The sequence below is a fragment of the Massilia sp. 01N410 genome, from assembly GCF_056399665.1.
In genome coordinates this window covers 1-17563 of record NZ_JBFTRV010000026.1, presented here as the reverse complement: position 1 = coordinate 17563, position 17563 = coordinate 1, and the positions used below count along the sequence as shown (strand labels likewise).

Below are 17563 nucleotides of genomic sequence, written 5' to 3'. Positions count from 1 at the left end.
AGATCAATCAACAAGAAGGGAATTCCATGAAGACCAGCTGGACACCAGTAAAGACGGCGATCGTGTTCGCCCTGTGCGGCGCCGCCGTGATCTCGATGCCGGGCCAGGCGGCAGGGCAGGCGCAGCCGGCCGCCGCGCCGAAGGCCGAAGCGCCGCAAGGCAGCGCGGCCATCCGCCCGGGCGACGATTTCTTCGCCTACGCGAACGGCGACTGGCTGTCGAAGACCGAGATCCCGGCCGACCGCAGCTCCTGGGGCGCGATGGGCGCGCTGGCGGAAGAGACCAACCAGCGCATCGTCAAGATGATCGAGGGCCTCGCCGACGACAAGAAGCTGGGCGGCGAGCCCCGCAAGGTATCCGACTACTACCGCTCCTACATGAACGAGCCGGCCATCGAAGGCAAGGGCATCGCCCCGCTCAAGCCGATGCTGGCGAAGATCGAGGCCATCAAGGACAAGGCCGGCCTCACGCGCGCGCTGGGCGAATCGATCCGCGCCGACGTCGACCCCCTGAACAACACCCACTTCTTTACCGAGAACCTGTTCGGCCTGTGGGTCGCGCAGGGCCTGCACGACACCACGCGCCACATGCCCTACCTCCTGCAGGGTGGCCTGGGCATGCCGGACCGCGCCTACTACCTGGACAACAATCCGAAGATGGCCGAGCTGCGCACCAAGTACCAGCAGCACATCGCGGCCATGCTGAAGCTGGCCGATTACAGTAAAACCGCGAGCGATGCCGAGGCACGCGCCGCCAAGGTGTTCGCGCTCGAAGTCGACATCGCCAACACCCATGCCACCCGCGCCGATTCGGCCGACGTGCTGAAGGCCGACAACACCTGGACCGCGAAGGACTTCACCGCCAAGGCCCCGGGCATGGACTGGAACGCCTTCTTCAAGGCCGCGCGCCTGGGCGACCAGCAGAAATTCATCGTCTGGCATCCGAGCGCGGTGGTGGGCGAAGCCGCACTGGTGCAGAAGGTCGACCTGCAGACCTGGAAGGACTACCTGGCCTTCCACCGCATCAACCAGATGGCGAGCGTACTGCCGAAAGCCGTGTCCGACCAGCGTTTCGAGTTCTACGGCAAGGCCCTGAGCGGCACGCCGCAACAGTCGCTGCGCTGGAAGCGCGCACTGGCCGCGACCAACGAGGCGATGGACGAGGCGGTCGGCAAGATCTACGTCTCGAAGTACTTCCCGGCCGAGAACAAGGCGCGCCTGCAGCAGATGGTCGGCAATATCGTCGATGCCTTCGGCAAGCGCGTCGACAAGCTCGACTGGATGGCGCCGGCCACCCGCGCCCAGGCCAAGGAAAAGCTCAAGACCCTGTACGTGGGCGTGGGCTATCCGGACAAGTGGAAGTCGTACGAGGGCCTGAAGGTCGTGCTCGATGACGCCTTCGGCAATGCCGTGCGCGCGGACGAATTCCACACCGCCCAGGAAATCGCCAAGCTGCACCGCAAGCCGGACCGCACCGAATGGTCGATGCCGCCGCAGCTGGTCAATGCCGTCAACCTGCCGTTGCAGAATGCGCTGAACTTCCCGGCCGCGATCCTGCAGCCGCCGTTCTTCGATCCGAAGGCTTCCGACGCCACCAACTACGGTGCGATCGGCGCCGTCATCGGCCACGAGATCAGCCACAGCTTCGACGACCAGGGCGCCCAGTTCGATGCCCAGGGCCGCCTGCGCGACTGGTGGACCAAGCAGGACATGGAGCACTTCAAGGCCGCGTCCGGCAAGCTGGTGGAGCAGTACAACACCTACAAACCCTTCCCGGACCTGTCCGTCAACGGCCAGCTGACGCTGTCGGAAAACCTGGCCGACCTGGCTGGCCTGGCCGCCTCCTACGATGCCTACAAGCTTGCCTCCGGCAACAAGGCCGGCGAAGAGGGCGACCGCCAGTTCTTCCTGGGCTTCGCGCACAGTTGGCGCAACAAGGCGCGCGAAGCGGCCGAACGCCGCGGCATCCTGACCGACGGTCACGCGCCGCCGCAGTACCGCGCCGCCACCGTGCGCAACCTGGACGCCTGGTACAAGGCCTTCGACGTGCAGCCGGGCCAGAAGCTCTACCTGGCGCCGGACGAGCGTGTTCGCGTCTGGTAATTAGTTTGTAGAAGGTAAGGGACGCCGGCAGCGGGACTGCCAGGCCTAGAATCAGGGGCCTGGCATTCTTGTTGCAGGTGGTTCATGAAGCAGCATTTTCTCGACCTCAAGCGCCGCATGCTGGGCGCGCATCCATGTATGGGACAGCACGACGACTTCCGCGAGATTTCGGAACGTACCTTGCATCACTACGACGCAGTGGCGCCGCGTTTCTTCGCCGGCACCATGGACCACGACGTCAGCCAGAACATCGCGGCCTTGCTCGACGCGATCGAGGCCGACCCTCCCCATACCATCCTCGACCTCGGCTGCGGCCCGGGACGCGACCTGAAAACCTTCAGGGACATGGGCCACCGCGCCATCGGCCTGGACGGCAGCGCCCGCTTCGTGGAGATGGCCGCGCAGTACAGCGGCTGCGAAGTGTGGCTGCAGAATTTCATCGACCTCGACTTGCCGGACGAGATGTTCGACGGCATCTATGCGAACGCCTCGCTCTTCCACGTGCCGCGCAGCCTGCTGCCCAAGGTGCTGGGCGAGCTGCACGCCGCGCTCAAGCCGGGCGGCGTGCTGTTCAGCTCCAACCCGCGCGGCAATAACGAAGAGGGCTGGAACGGCCCGCGCTGGGGCTGTTTCCACGACTATCCGGCCTGGGAAGCTTACGTGGTCGGGGCCGGCTTCACGCCCATACATCATTATTACCGGCCGGTCGGATTGCCGCGCGAGCAACAGCCTTGGCTCGCCAGTGTGTGGCGGAAAAACTGATTCCGTTACAAGAATTGATTCCACTACGTTAACCGGCGAACAGAGTGAGGGCCGGAATCGGCCCAAGATGAACCTGTGCCGCTCGACAGCCGAGCGGTAGCGACGGGACCTCGACACCGCCACCAGTCTCGGCGGTCCACCGGATGGGATGCGCAGCGGGCCGAGGATTCGTGAACTTAACGAAAGGAGGTGTCCATGAACAAGGACCAGATCAAAGGCAAGGCCAAGGACATTGGCGGCAAGATTCAGGAAGGTGTCGGCAAAGCCGTTGGTAGCAGCGAGCAGCAAGCCAAAGGCCTGAACAAGCAGGTCGAAGGCAAGGTGCAGGAAAAAGTCGGCGACGCGAAAGATATCGTCGGCAAGGGTAACCGCTGATCTGCATTGCCTAAGCGTTTCCCTCCCAAACAGCCGCCTCGTGCGGCTGTTTTCTTTTCCAATTAGAATCCCGGCAATGAAATCATTACAGAAGCGGATTCTCTCGGCCCTTGCGGCCGTTTTGCTTGCCGGCGTGGCGGCATATTGGTACTGGTCGCCTTATCTGGCGATGCGCGAACTGCGCGATGCCGCGGTGGCGGCCGACGCTGGGCGCTTCAACGAACGCGTCGATTTTCCCAGGGTGCGTGAGAGCCTGAAGAGCCAGTTCTCGGCGCGGCTGGATCAAGACAAGGCGAACGGCGGCAACAATCTCGGCAGCCTGCTGGCAGGGGTGCTGATCGACAAACTGATCGACACGGCTGTGCGCCCGGAGACGATCATGTTTGCGATGCGCGAAGGGAAGTTCAAGATCGGGAACGGCGAAAGCGCCGAAGGCGGGCAGGATACCGCCGAGCGCAGGAAGACCGTCTGGCGCACCGAAAGGCAAGGCGCCGATACCATCCTCTTCCATGCCGAAAGGGAAGGCAGCGGCGCCAGGAAAAATACGATGGCGCTCGTCATGCAGCGCCGGGGTTTCGCGGAGTGGAAGCTGACCGATATCCGGCTTCCCGACTAATCGCCTTCCTGCCGCGTCGTCAGCGCCACGATCGCGGCGCCCGCGGCGACGATCAGGGCATCTTCGATCAGCCCGCTGCGGGTCTGGCCGATGCGCGCCATGGCCTGCTTGCGGGCGGCCAGCGTCAGGTAGGCGAGCGGTACGGCGGTGGCCACCGCGACCGCTGCGCCGGCTTTTTCCCGGCCCTTCGGAGCCAGCGCCGCACCGGCGATCCCGGCGCTCAATACGCGCGCCAGCAGACCCAGGAAGACGGTGCGGTCGGGCGCCGTCTTCATCTTGTCGCCGAACAGTTCTCCGACTCCCATTGCGAGGGCACCGTATTTGAACAAGGGGCGGTCCAGCAGGGCGAGTTCGCCCGGCGTATCGCGGTCGGCGAGGCGCGCCGTGGCGATCGTGGCCATGGGCGTCATCGAGCGTGCGCTCGCGACGGCGCCGATCAGGGCGGAGGGGAGCAGGGCGGGCGTGTTCATCGTCGTGGTGTCCTTTGCAATTGTTGGGTAAAGCCATGCTAGCCTTTATCCACTCGGCGGCGCGCCGTCTTGCTCCTGAGACCGGTCGCCAAGGATGTCCTCGACATACAGCATCTTGATCAGCACCATCAAGGTGGCCGTCAGCGGCGTCGCCAGCGCGATGCCGGCAAAGCCGAAGATGGTGCCGAACACCAATTGCATCACGATGATCAGGCCGGGCGCGATCCGCACGGTGTGCGAGTCGATCAAGGGCTGCAGCACATAGCCGTGCACCATCTGGATGCCGAGGAAGAGCAGCACCGTGTACAGCGCCAGCTGCGGATCCACCGATAGCGCGATCAGCACCGCCGGCACGCCCGCCATGATCGGACCGACATAGGGAATGAAGTCGAGCAGGCCGGCGATGATGCCGAGGATCAGCGCCAGCGGCACGCCGAGCAGGCCCAGCCCGATCGTGGTCGCAATCCCCGCGATCAGCATCGCGCAGAAGGTGCCGAGCAGCCAGCGTCCCAGGGTGCGGCCGATCTCGTGCAGCACCTGCTGGACGCGGGCGCGCTTTGCCGGCGGCACCAGTTTCAGGAAGCCGTCGATGTAGCTGCGCGGGGACACCGCAAAATAGATGCCGACGAACAGGATGATGGCGACGTTGGCGACCGCGCCCAGCACGCCGCCGAAGAACAGGCCGGCATTCGGCACCATCTGGCCGAGGTATTGCATGAGCCGCTTCGGCTGCGGCAATTCGTCCGCGATGCGCCTGAGCAGGGGATGCTGGCCGACCATCTGCTGCAGGCGCTCCAGCGAGGCCGGCACCTCTTTCGCGAGCTGGTTGGCCTGCTCGGCGATGCGCGGCGACATTGCCCAGCCGCCCAGCCCGATGATGAGCAGCAGCACCGCCACCACGATGCCCAGACCCAGCTTGCGGTTCAGCCCGAAGCGGCGGCACAGCAGGACGCTCAGCTCATACAGCAGGATCGCGAACAGGATGCAGGCGAAGACCAGCAGCAGGGCATTGGCGGCGTAATAGACGGCGGCCAGCAGGGCCAGGAAGACGATGGCGATACCGTCGATCAAGGCGTGGCGCCGCAGGACGCTGCGCTGCGCGGGCGCCGGCCCAGCCTGCTCGCCGTCCGGTGATGAGGGCTGCTCGTTCATACCGACATGCTCTCACAGTCGACCGAAGCAGGGCACCAGTTTCGTATTGACGAGCTATGTGCGTGCGCGAACGGAGCCGCTGGACTAGCTTTCTTATCATTGAGTCACAGTCAATGAAAGGAGAGCACCATGAACTCGAATCAAGTCGAAGGCAAACTGAAAGACATCGGCGGCAAAATTCAGGAAGAAGCCGGCAAGCTGGTCGACAGCAAGCAACAGCAGGCGAAAGGCCTGAAGAACCAGGCCGAGGGCAAGGCGCAGGAAACCCTGGGCGATGCGCAGGAAACGATTCACGACGCGACCAAATAATCGCTTCGTAGGGTGGGCACTCCGTGCCCACGAATGAAAACAGCCRCTCGAAAGCGGCTGTTTTTACGTTGAACGTGGGCACGGAGTGCCCACCCTACGCATTACTTGGCACCGGTGCCGCCGAGGTTCTTCTTGAAGAAAGCCTCGATCATCCCGTACACGTGACGCTGGCCGGTGCGCGAGGAGATGCCGTGCTTGGCGCCCGGGTAGGTCATCAGCTCGAAGCGCACGTTGCGGTTGACCAGGGAGTCGATCAGGCGCGTGCTGTTGGTGAACAGTACGTTGTCGTCGGCCATGCCGTGCACCAGCAGCAGCGGCGACTTCAGGCCGTCCAGGTGGGCGAACACGCCGCTCTGCTTGTACGCTTCCGGATTCGACTTGGGCGTCGCGCCCATGAACTGCTCGGTGTAGTGGGTGTCGTACAGTGCCCAGTCGGTCACCGGCGCCACCGACACGCCCATCGCGATCTTGCTTGACCCCGCTTCCAGCAGGCGCAGGGTCATGAAGCCGCCGTAGCTCCAGCCGAACACGCCGACGCGCTTCGGATCGACGAAGCTCTGCTTGGCCAGCCAGTCGACGCCGGTCAGCTGGTCTTCGACTTCATGCTTGCCCAGTTCGCCGTAGATGACGTCGGTGAAGGCGCGCTCGCGGCGCGAGGAGCCGCGGTTGTCCAAGGTGAACACCACGAAGCCTTGCTGTGCCATGTACTGCTTGAACAAGTTGCCCCAGCCGCGGATGACCTGCTGCGAGTGCGGACCGCCGTAGACGAACAGGAAGACCGGATAGCGCTTGGCCGGATTGAAGTTGGCCGGCTTGATCATCGAGTAGTACAGGGTCTGGCCGTCGTGCGCCTTGATGCTGCCGAACTCGGTCGGCAGGTGATCCGCCATGTACTTCGCGTATGGGTGGCTGGCGTTCATCTCGTTATGCTCGAGCCACTCGACCATGGTGCCGTCGGCCTTGCGGATCGACACTTGCGGCGGGGTCTTCGGATCCGAGAAGGTGTCGACGAAGATCTTGCCGTTGCGCGCGAAGGACGTGTCGTGCATGCCATCCAGCTTGGTGATGCGCACCGGCTTGTCGGCATTGCTGCCGTCCAGGTTTAGCGCATAGGTCTGCTTGTCGGTCACCGCATCCTTGTTCGAGGCGATGTAGACCTTGCCGGCATCCTCGTCCACGGCCAGGATGTTGTCGACGCCCCATTCGCCTTTGGTGATCGGGTGCAGCAGCGTGCCGTTCAGGTCGAACAGGTAGAGGTGGTTGCGGCCGCTGCGCTCCGATGCCCAGATGAAGGCCGGACGGTTCTTCAGGAATTTCAGGTCGTCGTGGATGCTGACCCAGGTCTTCGAGGTTTCGGTCAGCAGGGTGCGCTGGGCCAGGCTGGCGGCGTCGACGGCGACCAGGTCGAGGCGCTTCTGGTCGCGCGACTGGCGCTGGTAGACCAGGTTCTTGCCGTCCGCGCTCCAGTCGGCGCGCACCAGGTAGATGTCCTTCTCCGGACCCAGGTCGACCTGCTTCTGTGCGCCGCTTGCCGGGTCGACGATCATCAGGTCGACCAGCACGTTGGGATCGCCGGCGGCCGGATAGCGCTGGTCGATGACTTCGGTACGGTCGGCAAAGATTTCGAAGCGGCGCGCGACCGGCACCGGGGCTTCGTCGTAGCGTTTGTAGGCGATCGCGGAATCGTCCGGCGCCCAGTAGTAACCGGTGCGCTGGCCCATCTCTTCCTGGGCGACGAATTCGGCTTCGCCATTGTGGATGGTGCCCTTGCCATCAAGGGTCAGCTGGCGTTCCTTGCCGGTCGACAGGTCGATCACATACAGGTTCTGGTCGCGCACGAAGGAAACGTAGCGGCCCTTCGGCGAGATCTTCGGATCGCCGACGTTACCCGAGGCAACCTTGCGCGCATTATCCGGATTGGCGACGTCGACCAGGTAGAGGTCGCCGGCGATCGGCACCAGGATCTGCTTGCCGTCCGGCGACCAGCTGTAGCTGATGATGCCGGACAGGCTGGCGGTACGCGCACGCTCGCGGCGCGCCTTTTCTTCCAGCGACAGGTTTTCAAGCGGGACCAGCTTCTTGGAGTCGACCAGGCGGTGCGTGGTCTTGTCCTTCATATTGTATTCCCACAGGTCCAGCTGGAACTGGTTGTCGGCACGGCCGCGCAGGAAGGTCACGCGTTCGCCGTCGGGCGACACGCGTACGTTACGAACGCCGGGGCCGGACAACGCCGGGTCGGCGTAGATGCGGTCCAGGGTCAGGCGTTCCGCGGATGCGGGAACGGCCGCCAGGGCGGCAAGAAGGGCAAGAATGAGGCGCATGGATTGTCTCGCGGATAAAAATTAATTTTGTGCAACGGGCGAGACGATACCAGAGTAAGGCGCCGAGCGCTGTAAATATGTGCCTTGCATCTCAAGAAGCAGAGCGCGCTTCGCGTACCCGCAGCTTCGAGAGATTGTTGAGCGACCACGCCAGCAGCACCGCCGCCACCGTCAGGCCCAGCACCAGTCCGATCCAGAAGCCGGTGGCCTTCATCGGCTCGGCGGGCGACCATGGAAACCATTCAGGCGCCAGCCCGAGGATCCAGCCGACCGGCAGGGCCACGCCCCAGAAGGCGATCATCTGGATCACCATCGGCGAACGCGTGACCTTGTAGCCGCGGATGCTCGATGCGGCCGCGACCTGGGTCGAGTCCGACAGCTGGAAGATGGCGGCGAACAGCAGCAGCAGGGCGCAGGTGGCCTGCACCACGGCGTCCGAGGTGTACATGGCGGCGATCTGCCAGCGGAACAGGGCGATGAAGATGGCCGACAGCAGGCCGAAGAAGACGCACAGGCCGGTGCCGGTCCAGGCCACGAAGCGGGCGCGCTGCGCATTGCCTTCGCCCATCGCCTGGCCGACGCGGGTGAGGGTGCCGATGCCGAAGCTCATCGGCACCATGAACACCAGCGAGGTGAAGTTCAGCGCGATCTGGTGCGCCGACACCTGCACCACGCCGAAGCGCGCCACCAGCAGGCTGACGATGCCGAAGGCGCTGACCTCGGCGAAATGGGTGACGCCGATCGGCAGGCCGAGGCGCAGCATGCTGCCGATCTCGCGCCAGTTCGGGCCTTCCCAGTGCGTGAACGGGTAGGTCGCGCGATAGGCCGGAGAGAACCTGATCCAGCCGATCATGGCGGCCAGCATCAGCCACACGCCGCTGGCGGTCGAGACCGCGCAACCCAGCGCGCCCATCCTGGGCAGGCCGAAATGGCCGAAGATCAGGCCCCAGTTGAGCACCACGTTGTACAGCAGGCCGAGGATGGCGATGACCATGATCGGCTTGGTCTGGTTGATGCTGGTGGTGTAGCCGTACAGTGCGCGGTAGCAGCCGAAGGCCGGCATGCCGAGGCTGATGATGTGAAGGAAAGTCTTGGCGCGATCGGCCACCGCCTGCTCGAGGCCGATGTGGTCGAACAGCAGGGCGCACAGGTTGGCGGCCGCACAGCCGGCAATGCCGACCAGCAGGCCCATCCACAGCGACTCGCGCACCGAGTGCGAGATCCTGTCGAAGCGCCCGGCGCCCATTTCGTGCGCGACCACCGAGTTCACGGCCATCATGACCCCCATCACGGTCACCAGGATGATCGACCACACCGAGGTGCCGAGCGAGACCGCGGCCAGTTCGGCGGCGCTGACATGGCCCGTCATCGCGACGTCCACGACGCCCATGCCGACCGTCGCCAGCTGGCCGACCAGCATCGGCCACGACAGGCGCCACAGGGTCGCGATCTCGGTGCGGACGGGGTTTGAGGACTGCGTGGTGGTGGTAGTGGACGTCATGACTCGGTTTGCGAACGAAACCGATGATTCTACTGTAGGGTGGGCACTCCGTGCCCACGATGGCGTTGCCGGTCTGCGAACTTTACGCTTGGGCACAGAGTGCCGACGCCGGCCGCGCCCACCCTACTAGTGCCGTCCCGCCTCGCGCGGCGGCACCGTCTTCAGATAGGCGTACAGCGCCCGCATGTCGGTCTCGTTCATCTGCTTGAGCGAGCCGAAGGGCATGACGGCGCTGACCGGCTTGCCGTCCGGGCGCTGGCCGCTGTGCAGCATCGCCATGAACAGTTCCGGGGTCGGATAGCGGGTCATGGCGCTGCCCTTGCCGGGCGTCAGGTTGGCGGCCGCCGGCCAGGACGGCGGCGTGCCGGGAATCCTGCCGCCGCTGAGGGTGGCGCCGTGGCAGCCGATGCAGGCGTTCGCCACGTAGGCGCCATATTCCGGCGTGACGGCGGCCGATACGGGGCGGAAGGGCGGCTGCGCATGGTCGATCTTTTCGGACGCGTCCTGGATCACGCCGAAGGCGTACAGGGCCTTCACCGGAACCGGCACCTCGATCACGGCCTTGCTGCCGGGTACGGGGCGCATCTGCTGGAGGAAGGCGATCAGCGCCGCCATGTCCTCGTCGGTGAGGCGGCTGTAGTCCTCGCTGGGCATGATCATGACCGGGTTGCCGTTCGGCTTGACGCCGTGGCGCACGGTGCGCACCCAGTCGACCAGCTGGTAGCGTGCGGTGGTGCCGTTCGGACCCGCGGTGATGTTGGGCGCCACCACGTGCATGCCGCCATCGCTGATGACGGTCTTGCCGGCGCCGTTGGCACCATGGCATTCGGCGCAGCCGCGGGTGTTGTAAAGGTAGCGTCCATGCTCGATGCGCGCAGGATCCGGCAGCACGTCCAGCGGCCGCACCTGCAGCACCACGTTGCGCATCATCTTGCGCTCGCCCAGCGCCTTGCCGACCACGGTGGCGGCTACTCCCAGCAGGGCGAGCCCCACCAGCGCGATGCTGGTCCGTTTGACCCATTTGCTCATGCTCATGTGCCGAATCCCCCCTGGTAAATACCTGGCATTGCAAATTTAGCACTGCTCAGCAGTATTGACTAGCTCGTCGAACGATGGGGGCATGTGCGAGATCAGGAGTCGTAAGCGTGATGCATGGACGCGATCCGATTGGTTTGTCCTTATCCTTTCGATACCCTTATAATGGCGACCATAAGTTACAATAAAGACAGGGATAGTCCATGAAGTATGCTTTGATTCTGGAAAAAAACTCGGAACTATGTAACAACACTGCCGCTGTGCTGTCATCGATGGGGTACCTGACAACCCCGGTCTTCAATCAAAAAAAGGCGTTATACGCTGCCCGTTTGATCCAGTTCGATTTGATCGTTACCTGTACGGCCCTCCTTCCAGGCGACAGGCGATCCCTGACCGGAGAACTGAAACGGTGTCTGCCGGACGCGACCATCCTCTTGCTGGCCGATCCCGGATCGGTGCCGCCCGCCGACGGGAAGCCCGATGGCGTCGGCGCCATCCTGCACAGGCCTCTTACGGAGGAGGCTGTCCGCAGCATCGTCGACCCCGAGCAGCAGCAGTCCGCGCAGCAGATCGCCGAAAGGCGCAGGGAGTATATCTTTTAGCCGCCACCGCAATGATCATACTGCCCATCGTTCCGTAGCGGTGCGTGCGCGCCGTTTGCCCTGGCATGAGCTACATTGAATTGAAAAGCAGGCTGATGACCTCCATGTAAAGGCATCCAAACCATCGAACCCCATCCAGGAGCCCGCTCGTGGAATACAAGGACTACTACCAGACCCTTGGTGTCGAACGGACCGCGTCCGCGGACGACATCAAGAAGGCTTACCGCAAGCTGGTCCGGCAATATCATCCGGACGTCAGCAAGCACAAGGACGCGACCGAGAAGACCAAGGAAATCAACGAGGCCTACGAGGTGCTGGGCGACGCCGAGAAACGCGCCGCCTACGATGCGCTCGGCCAGGCGCCGCGCCAGGGCCAAGGCTTCCAGCCGCCGCCCGACTGGGGCCGCCAGTACGGCCAGTACGATTTCGGCAACGAAGGCGGCAGCGCGGAAGACATCTTCGCCGACCTGTTCGCGCACATGGGGCGGGGGCGCAGCCACCGCGGCGGCGCGGGCGCGGGCATGGGCGGCGGCGGTTTCCAGATGCGCGGCGAGGACATCCACGCCGCCATCTCGATCGACCTGCGCGACGCCTACCAGGGCGCCACGCGCACCATCGGCCTGCGCGCCGGCCAGCAGGAGAAGACCCTGAGCGTGAACATCCCGAAGGGCGTGACGCCGGGACAGCAGCTGCGCCTGGCGGGCCAGGGCCATCCGGGCATCGGCGGCGGCGGGCCGGGTGACCTGTATCTGGAGATCCAGTTCAACCCCGATGCGCGCTACCGCGTCGAGGGTTCCAGCGTCTACCAGAACGTGCCGGTGGCGCCGTGGGAAGCGGCGCTGGGGGCCGGCATTTCGGTGCCGACGCCGTCCGGCGCGGTCGAGGTGACGGTGCCGCCGGGGTCGCAGAGCGGCCGCAAGCTGCGCCTGAAGGGGAGGGGCATCCCATCCTCGCAGCCCGGCGACCTCTACCTGATCCTGGACGTGGTGCTGCCGCCGGCCACCAGCCAGCGCGCGCGCGAACTGTACGAGACGATGGCGCGCGACCTCGCCTTCAACCCACGCGAACGCATAGGAGCTTGAGCGATGCATGAGATGACGAGCATCAGCGGCGTACTGCTGGACGACGCTGCACTGACCCTCGAAGAGCTGGCGCGCGCCTGCAACGTGGAGCCGGAATGGGTGGTGCGCCGGGTGCGCGCGGGCATCCTCGGCGGCCAGCCAGCCATACAAGTGACCGAATGGCGCTTCCGCAGCGGCGACCTGCTGCGCGCGCGCCGCCTGCTGCGGGTGGAACGCGACTTCGACGCCAACGAGGACGTGGCCGCGCTGGTGGTCGACCTCGGCGACGAGGTGCGCCGCCTGCGCGCGCGCCTGCACGCGCTGGGACTCGATTAGATAGGGAAGCGCGCGCCGTCCCGAGGCGGGCAAAACTACAATCGGACCTCCCACAGCGATCACTTTTCATCGATTGAAGGAGGTCTCATGCAACAGAATTCGCAACAGAATCCGCAACCGGGCGCTGGCCAGGCCCTGCAGGGCAAACGAGTCGCCATCCTGATGACGGACGGCGTCGAGCAGGTCGAATACACCGGGCCGCGCAGCTTCCTCGAACAGCAGGGCGCCAAGGTGACCCTGGTCTCGCCGAAGCCGAGCGGCGACGAGATCCAGGGCTTCAACCACCTCGACCCCGCCGACAAGTTCAAGGTCGAACTCGACGTGCGCGATGCGCGTCCGGCCGACTTCGACGCGCTGGTGCTGCCGGGCGGCGTCGCCAATCCCGACCAGTTGCGTCTGTCGACGGAGGCGATCACCTTCATCCGCGAATTCGGCCGCGAGAACAAGCCCATCGCCGCCATCTGCCATGGCCCCTGGACCCTGATCGACGCCGACCTGGTGACCGGCAAGCGCATGACCAGCTGGCCAAGCCTCCAGCTCGACCTGCAGAACGCGGGCGCGCAGTGGACCGACGAACAGGTGGTGGTCGACGGCAAGCTCGTCACCAGCCGCAAGCCTGACGACATCCCGGCCTTCAACCAGGCCATCCTCAGCGAGCTGGCCGCGGTCCAGCCGGGGCAAGCGGGCGCACACTGAGCCCGGAAGGAGTTCATATGGAACAGGTATCAGGCAGGCCCTTGCAGGGCAAGCGCGTCGCCATGCTGATGACGGACGGCGTCGAGCAGATCGAATACACCAGCCCGCGGTCCTATCTGGAAGAACGGGGCGCGACCGTGGTGCTGCTGTCGCCGAAGAACGCCGGCGAGGAGGTGCAGGGCTTCAACCACCTGCAGCCGGGCGACCGGTTCAAGGTCGAGATGAACGTGCGCGATGCCGATCCGGCCGACTTCGACGCCCTGGTGCTGCCCGGCGGCGTGGCCAATCCCGACATGCTGCGCATGAGCAGGGAAGCGATCGATTTCATCCGTGGCTTCGACGTCGAGGACAAGCCGGTCGGCGCGATCTGCCACGGTCCCTGGACCCTGATCGATGCCGGCATCGCCAGCGCCAAGCACCTGACCAGCTGGCCCAGCCTGAAGCGCGATCTCACCAACGCCGGCGCCGAGTGGACCGACGACGAAGTGGTGATCGATGCGCGCCTGGTCACCAGCCGCAAGCCGGACGATCTGCCGGCATTCAACGATGCGCTGGCGAAGGAACTCATGATGACGCCGGGAACCGATCCGGGCCCGACCTCCTAGGCGGCGGGCGAAAAAAAAGACCAGGCCGAAGCCTGGTCTTTCAGCTTTCACGCCGGACGTCGGCGATCAGAACTTGTAGGTCGCAGCCACTGCCACGCGGCGGAACTGCGTGACGTAGCCGTCACGCCAGGTGATCGGATAGTCCTGTTCGAAGATGTTGGTCACGTACAGGCTCAGCTTCACGTGATCGATACCCGAGTAGGTCAGCGAGTAGTCGAAGGTGGTGTTGCTGCCGACATGGTTACAGGTAGCCATGTTCTCCGGCGCGACTTTCTGCGTGACGCAGTAGGTCGGCGAGGAGTTGCTGTTGTTGCCCCAGCCGCTGTTGTAGTTCATGGTGATCGAGTGATCGAAATCACCCTTCTTCATGTACAGCTTGGTGACAGTCTTCAGGCGCGACGCCGGGAAATCGTAGAAGTCCCAGGTGCCGGCAATGTTCTCGTCATACCCGTTCAGCGCCTGGCTGTAGTTTTGGTATTTCCAGATGTAGCTGCCGTCGAGTTTCAGGCGGAAGTCCGTGCCCATGAACTTGAAGCGGCCCGATGCGTCGAAGTCGAAGCCGGACACGCGGGTACGGCCGCTGTTGACGTAGGGGTTGTACACCAGGCCCAGCTGGCCGACGCCGCCATAGTTGATGGTGTTGGTCGGCGCGTACTTCTTCACGAGGGCCAGGAACTCGTTGTCGTTGGCGGTGTTGTCGACACGGATCAGCTGGCCGGCCGGCAGGCTGGCTTCGCCCTTCAGCACGTCGGTCACCGAACGGGTACCGATTTCATTGCGGCGCTCGATGAAGTAGTAGTCCAGGCCGGCGCTCCAGTTCTTGATCGGCTCCCACACGGCGCCCAGGGTCACCGAACGCGAGGTTTCCGGCTTCAGGTTGGGGTTCGACGACACGAAGCTCGGCAGGCCGGCCGAGCATTCCGCGTTGCGGAAGCTGTTGGCTTGGGCCTTGTCGGCGGTGGTCGCGTTGGCAGCGCCCTGCACCAGTGCGTTCAGCTGGTTGGCGATCGGGCAGCGGCGCAGGTCGTTCACGCCGGTGGCGACCGAGCTGCGGCCCAGGCCGTTACCGGATTCGACGATGTTCGGCGCACGGAAGCCGCCCGATGCGGTGGCGCGCAGCATCAGACTGTCGGTGACGGTGTAGCGCAGGCCCAGCTTCGGCGACAGGTGAGCCTCGAAATCGCCGCTCTTGTCGGCACGCAGCGCGGCGTTCATCTCGAGGTTCTTCAGCAGCGGAACGTTCGCTTCGGTGAACAGCGCGTACTCGTTACGCGAATCGTCCACCTGCAGGCCGAAGATGCCGACCAGATCGCCGCGCAGCACGTTGTCCGAGCTCTTCATCCAGTACGAGTTCTGGCTGATATTGGTGCCGAACGCAACGTTCAGCGGACCGGCCGGCAGCTGGGCCACGGTGCCCGACACGGTCGCGTCGAAGAACTTGACCTTGGCTTCGCCTTCCGTGGTACGGACCGGGAACATCGATTCCAGCAGGGCCGGATCGTTCTGCTTGCCGAACACGTAGGTCTTGTTGACGATCGCGTCGGTATAGCCCTTGGCGCTGACGGCGCGGGTTGCCTTGGTCGCGCTCGAATGCGAGTAGCCGAGCGCCGATTTCCAGTCCCAGTTGCCGATGGTGCCGTCCAGGGCCAGCATCACGCGCTGCTGGTCGGAATCGGTACGGTTGAAGTTGAAGCCGTTACCGGTGTCCATCATGCGCGCGCGGTACTCGACCGCCGTGTTGTACGGATTCATCGGGTGGCCGACCGGCAGCTTCGGATACGAGAACGGACCGACCATCTTGCCGCCGAGCACGTTGTACCAGATGCTCTGCGAGCTGGTTGCGGAGCCGTTGCTGACGCTGAACGGGGCCACGATGTAATCGCTCACTTCGCCGGCGGCTGTGACCTCGAAGTTGGCATTGATGTTCTGGCCGATGCGGAAGTGGGTGCTGCTGGCCAGCGCGTGGCGCTTGTTGTTGGTGCGGAGGCCGGCGTACGGCGTGGCATCCCACTTGCAGAGCTTGTCGGTCGGATCGATGTCGGCGGCCGGGCAGCCCGGTGCGGCGACGATGTTGGTGCTGCTCAGGAAGTAGTTACCGGTCGGCGAGAACGAGCTCTTCGCATCGTAGGTCGAGCGGCCCGGGGTCAGGCGGTGCCAGGCCGGGTAGTGCGAGCTCAGGTCGCCCTGGCTGTAGCCGTCGGTCTTGTAGGCTTCGGCGGTCAGGTAGGTGTTGAAGCCGTTCTTGTCGATGTCGCCATAACCCCAGATCGCCGACACGTTGCGGTTGCGCGCGTCCTGGAAGTGCGGCGCTTCGCTGTACTGGCCCTTGACCTGGAAACCCTGGTAATTGCTGCGCAGGATGATGTTGATCACGCCGGCGATGGCGTCCGAGCCGTAGATTGCCGATGCGCCGTCTTTCAGCACTTCGATGCGCTCGATGGCGTCGGTGGCGATGGCATCCAGATTGGTGAAGTTCTGCTGGGCGCCGTCCGACAGGCCGTAAGGAGCAATGCGGCGGCCGTTGACCAGGACCAGGGTGGCGACCTTGCTCAGGCCGCGCATGCTGACGCCGGAAGAGCCGGTTGCGAAGCTGCCCGAGCTTGCGCTGGCCGAGTTGATGTCAGTGCTGACCGAGGACATGGCGGTCAGGATGCCCAGCGCCGTGGTCTGTCCGGTTTTCTCGATGTCGTCGCGGGTCATGATCTGGACCGCGTTCGCTGCTTCGGTTTGCGTACGTTTGATGCTGGAGCCGGTCACCTCGACGCGCTGGATCTTTGGATCCGGCGTGCTGGCTTCTTGCGCTGCAGCTAAAGCGGGGATGGCCAGGGTGACGGCCAGAGCGATGGAACTCTTCTTCAAGATACTTTTATGCTTCACAACAACTCCTGGGATGAAAATTATTTTGAGCAACTGATGCATACGTGGTCAGTTATCCCTGACTTTGTGTACGTACGCGCATAAATACTCTTGCACAATATTGCTGAGCTGCAAAGACGTAAGTATGTATTTGGGAAATATCATGTTGCTTTCAGTTACATCCGTTGGGTTTTTGATACAGTATGTTACCGAGGTGAAGAAAGTGTGAAGTTTACGGAAGGAAATTTTGGAGATGCAGGGTGGGGCGGCAGGAAATTGCTGCGGTGCGGGATAAGGGCCTTGTTGGCCGATACTTCAGCGCCAAGGTCATCGAAAGAAGCTCATGCCGGTCGCGGTCAGTCTGGATCGATTTCACAGGTCGATATGGTCCCCGCTGGGCTTGTCTTGCCTCTTCTCCCTCTCCTGCCAGTTCGGTCCGGTCACGTTTTCGGGCGACTTGGGAGACCACAAAACGGCTGTAGCTTGAGCCATTTGGCCAGCAGGTAGGCCAGGTATGCGGCCGGAAGGCCGTTTATCTGCCTGGCCGAACCGTGGCGGTAAGGCACAGTCGCTGCGCGACTGCTTGGTCAGGCGAATCGGGAGGCTTGGCGCTTTCAAGCGCCAAGCCGCTCGCGGGCTCGCCGCGGTGCGGCTCGACACCCCCGCTCGCCCCTCGTCCGTGCCGGACGAGGATTCGATTTCCTTCTGCTCATGCGAGTATTCAAAAACAAAGCCCCACCGGCTTGCGCCGGCAGGGCTTTTGT

16 protein-coding genes are annotated in these 17563 nt (G+C 64.0%); 10 read left to right on the top strand and 6 right to left on the bottom strand.

The genetic code is table 11. The features are described 5' to 3' along the window. Window positions 1–26: 26 nt before the first annotated feature. The 4 genes from AC1DOP_RS24640 (at window position 27) to AC1DOP_RS24625 (ending at window position 3855) form a co-directional block, all read left to right on the top strand. Complete coding sequence (locus AC1DOP_RS24640; protein WP_442123637.1) at window positions 27–2102, top strand: M13 family metallopeptidase; 2076 nt, start codon at window positions 27–29, stop codon at window positions 2100–2102. 138 nt (window positions 2103–2240) lie between these two features. After that, window positions 2241–2864: a class I SAM-dependent DNA methyltransferase gene (locus AC1DOP_RS24635; protein WP_442123698.1), complete on the top strand. Its 624-nt coding sequence runs from the start codon at window positions 2241–2243 to the stop codon at window positions 2862–2864. A gap of 195 nt (window positions 2865–3059) precedes the next feature. Then, the gene (locus AC1DOP_RS24630) at window positions 3060–3239 is read left to right on the top strand and encodes a CsbD family protein (RefSeq protein ID WP_442123638.1); all 180 of its coding nucleotides are present in this window, start codon (window positions 3060–3062) and stop codon (window positions 3237–3239) included. Window positions 3240–3315: 76 nt separating this feature from the next. Further along, complete coding sequence (locus AC1DOP_RS24625) at window positions 3316–3855, top strand: DUF2939 domain-containing protein (protein WP_442123639.1); 540 nt, start codon at window positions 3316–3318, stop codon at window positions 3853–3855. Here AC1DOP_RS24625 and AC1DOP_RS24620 read toward each other — a convergent pair. Next, a complete protein-coding gene (locus AC1DOP_RS24620; protein ID WP_442123640.1) occupies window positions 3852–4325 on the bottom strand; it encodes a hypothetical protein in 474 nt (157 codons plus the stop codon). The two genes, AC1DOP_RS24625 and AC1DOP_RS24620, sit on opposite strands and share 4 nt — an antisense overlap. A 45-nt stretch (window positions 4326–4370) precedes the next feature. Further along, entirely contained in the window at window positions 4371–5477 is a 1107-nt protein-coding gene (locus AC1DOP_RS24615; protein ID WP_442123641.1) for an AI-2E family transporter, read from the bottom strand. 129 nt (window positions 5478–5606) lie between these two features. Between AC1DOP_RS24615 and AC1DOP_RS24610 the strand changes: the two genes are divergently transcribed. After that, window positions 5607–5786, top strand: a complete 180-nt coding sequence (locus tag AC1DOP_RS24610) for a CsbD family protein (protein ID WP_442123642.1) — start codon at window positions 5607–5609, stop codon at window positions 5784–5786. Between the two features lie 101 nt (window positions 5787–5887). Here the strand turns inward: AC1DOP_RS24610 and AC1DOP_RS24605 are convergent, their stop codons facing one another. From AC1DOP_RS24605 to AC1DOP_RS24595, 3 genes are all read right to left on the bottom strand, one after another. Next, entirely contained in the window at window positions 5888–8107 is a 2220-nt protein-coding gene (locus tag AC1DOP_RS24605) for a S9 family peptidase (RefSeq protein ID WP_477253888.1), read from the bottom strand. 91 nt (window positions 8108–8198) lie between these two features. After that, complete coding sequence (locus tag AC1DOP_RS24600; protein WP_442123644.1) at window positions 8199–9608, bottom strand: MATE family efflux transporter; 1410 nt, start codon at window positions 9606–9608, stop codon at window positions 8199–8201. 126 nt (window positions 9609–9734) lie between these two features. Further along, the gene (locus AC1DOP_RS24595; RefSeq protein ID WP_477253886.1) at window positions 9735–10643 is read right to left on the bottom strand and encodes a c-type cytochrome; all 909 of its coding nucleotides are present in this window, start codon (window positions 10641–10643) and stop codon (window positions 9735–9737) included. 203 nt (window positions 10644–10846) lie between these two features. Here AC1DOP_RS24595 and AC1DOP_RS24590 point away from each other — a divergent pair, with 203 nt between their 5' ends. The 5 genes from AC1DOP_RS24590 (at window position 10847) to AC1DOP_RS24570 (ending at window position 13943) form a co-directional block, all read left to right on the top strand. Continuing rightward, the gene (locus AC1DOP_RS24590) at window positions 10847–11245 is read left to right on the top strand and encodes a response regulator transcription factor (RefSeq protein WP_442123646.1); all 399 of its coding nucleotides are present in this window, start codon (window positions 10847–10849) and stop codon (window positions 11243–11245) included. A gap of 149 nt (window positions 11246–11394) precedes the next feature. Continuing rightward, window positions 11395–12327 (top strand): DnaJ C-terminal domain-containing protein, encoded by a 933-nt coding sequence (locus AC1DOP_RS24585; protein WP_442123647.1) that lies wholly within the window; start codon window positions 11395–11397, stop codon window positions 12325–12327. A 3-nt stretch (window positions 12328–12330) separates the two neighbouring features. Further along, a complete protein-coding gene (locus AC1DOP_RS24580; protein ID WP_442123648.1) occupies window positions 12331–12642 on the top strand; it encodes a chaperone modulator CbpM in 312 nt (103 codons plus the stop codon). 87 nt (window positions 12643–12729) lie between these two features. Next, window positions 12730–13338: a type 1 glutamine amidotransferase domain-containing protein gene (locus tag AC1DOP_RS24575; protein WP_442123649.1), complete on the top strand. Its 609-nt coding sequence runs from the start codon at window positions 12730–12732 to the stop codon at window positions 13336–13338. Between the two features lie 17 nt (window positions 13339–13355). After that, window positions 13356–13943: a type 1 glutamine amidotransferase domain-containing protein gene (locus AC1DOP_RS24570; RefSeq protein WP_442123650.1), complete on the top strand. Its 588-nt coding sequence runs from the start codon at window positions 13356–13358 to the stop codon at window positions 13941–13943. A gap of 66 nt (window positions 13944–14009) precedes the next feature. Here the strand turns inward: AC1DOP_RS24570 and AC1DOP_RS24565 are convergent, their stop codons facing one another. Further along, on the bottom strand, window positions 14010–16802 hold the full coding sequence (locus AC1DOP_RS24565; protein WP_442123651.1) for a TonB-dependent receptor plug domain-containing protein: 2793 nt from the start codon (window positions 16800–16802) through the stop codon (window positions 14010–14012). Window positions 16803–17563 lie beyond the last annotated feature (761 nt).

Bases quoted from the DNA above. Each gene is read 5' to 3' on its own strand.
- AC1DOP_RS24580 (WP_442123648.1), top strand. From the start codon at position 12,331: ATGCATGAGATGACGAGCATCAGCGGCGTACTGCTGGACGACGCTGCA.
- AC1DOP_RS24615 (WP_442123641.1), bottom strand. From the start codon at position 5,477: ATGAACGAGCAGCCCTCATCACCGGACGGCGAGCAGGCTGGGCCGGCG.
- AC1DOP_RS24570 (WP_442123650.1), top strand. From the start codon at position 13,356: ATGGAACAGGTATCAGGCAGGCCCTTGCAGGGCAAGCGCGTCGCCATG.
- AC1DOP_RS24635 (WP_442123698.1), top strand. From the start codon at position 2,241: ATGGGACAGCACGACGACTTCCGCGAGATTTCGGAACGTACCTTGCAT.
- AC1DOP_RS24610 (WP_442123642.1), top strand. From the start codon at position 5,607: ATGAACTCGAATCAAGTCGAAGGCAAACTGAAAGACATCGGCGGCAAA.
- AC1DOP_RS24625 (WP_442123639.1), top strand. From the start codon at position 3,316: ATGAAATCATTACAGAAGCGGATTCTCTCGGCCCTTGCGGCCGTTTTG.
- AC1DOP_RS24620 (WP_442123640.1), bottom strand. From the start codon at position 4,325: ATGAACACGCCCGCCCTGCTCCCCTCCGCCCTGATCGGCGCCGTCGCG.
- AC1DOP_RS24600 (WP_442123644.1), bottom strand. From the start codon at position 9,608: ATGACGTCCACTACCACCACCACGCAGTCCTCAAACCCCGTCCGCACC.
- AC1DOP_RS24605 (WP_477253888.1), bottom strand. From the start codon at position 8,107: ATGCGCCTCATTCTTGCCCTTCTTGCCGCCCTGGCGGCCGTTCCCGCA.
- AC1DOP_RS24595 (WP_477253886.1), bottom strand. From the start codon at position 10,643: ATGAGCATGAGCAAATGGGTCAAACGGACCAGCATCGCGCTGGTGGGG.
- AC1DOP_RS24640 (WP_442123637.1), top strand. From the start codon at position 27: ATGAAGACCAGCTGGACACCAGTAAAGACGGCGATCGTGTTCGCCCTG.
- AC1DOP_RS24630 (WP_442123638.1), top strand. From the start codon at position 3,060: ATGAACAAGGACCAGATCAAAGGCAAGGCCAAGGACATTGGCGGCAAG.
- AC1DOP_RS24575 (WP_442123649.1), top strand. From the start codon at position 12,730: ATGCAACAGAATTCGCAACAGAATCCGCAACCGGGCGCTGGCCAGGCC.
- AC1DOP_RS24590 (WP_442123646.1), top strand. From the start codon at position 10,847: ATGAAGTATGCTTTGATTCTGGAAAAAAACTCGGAACTATGTAACAAC.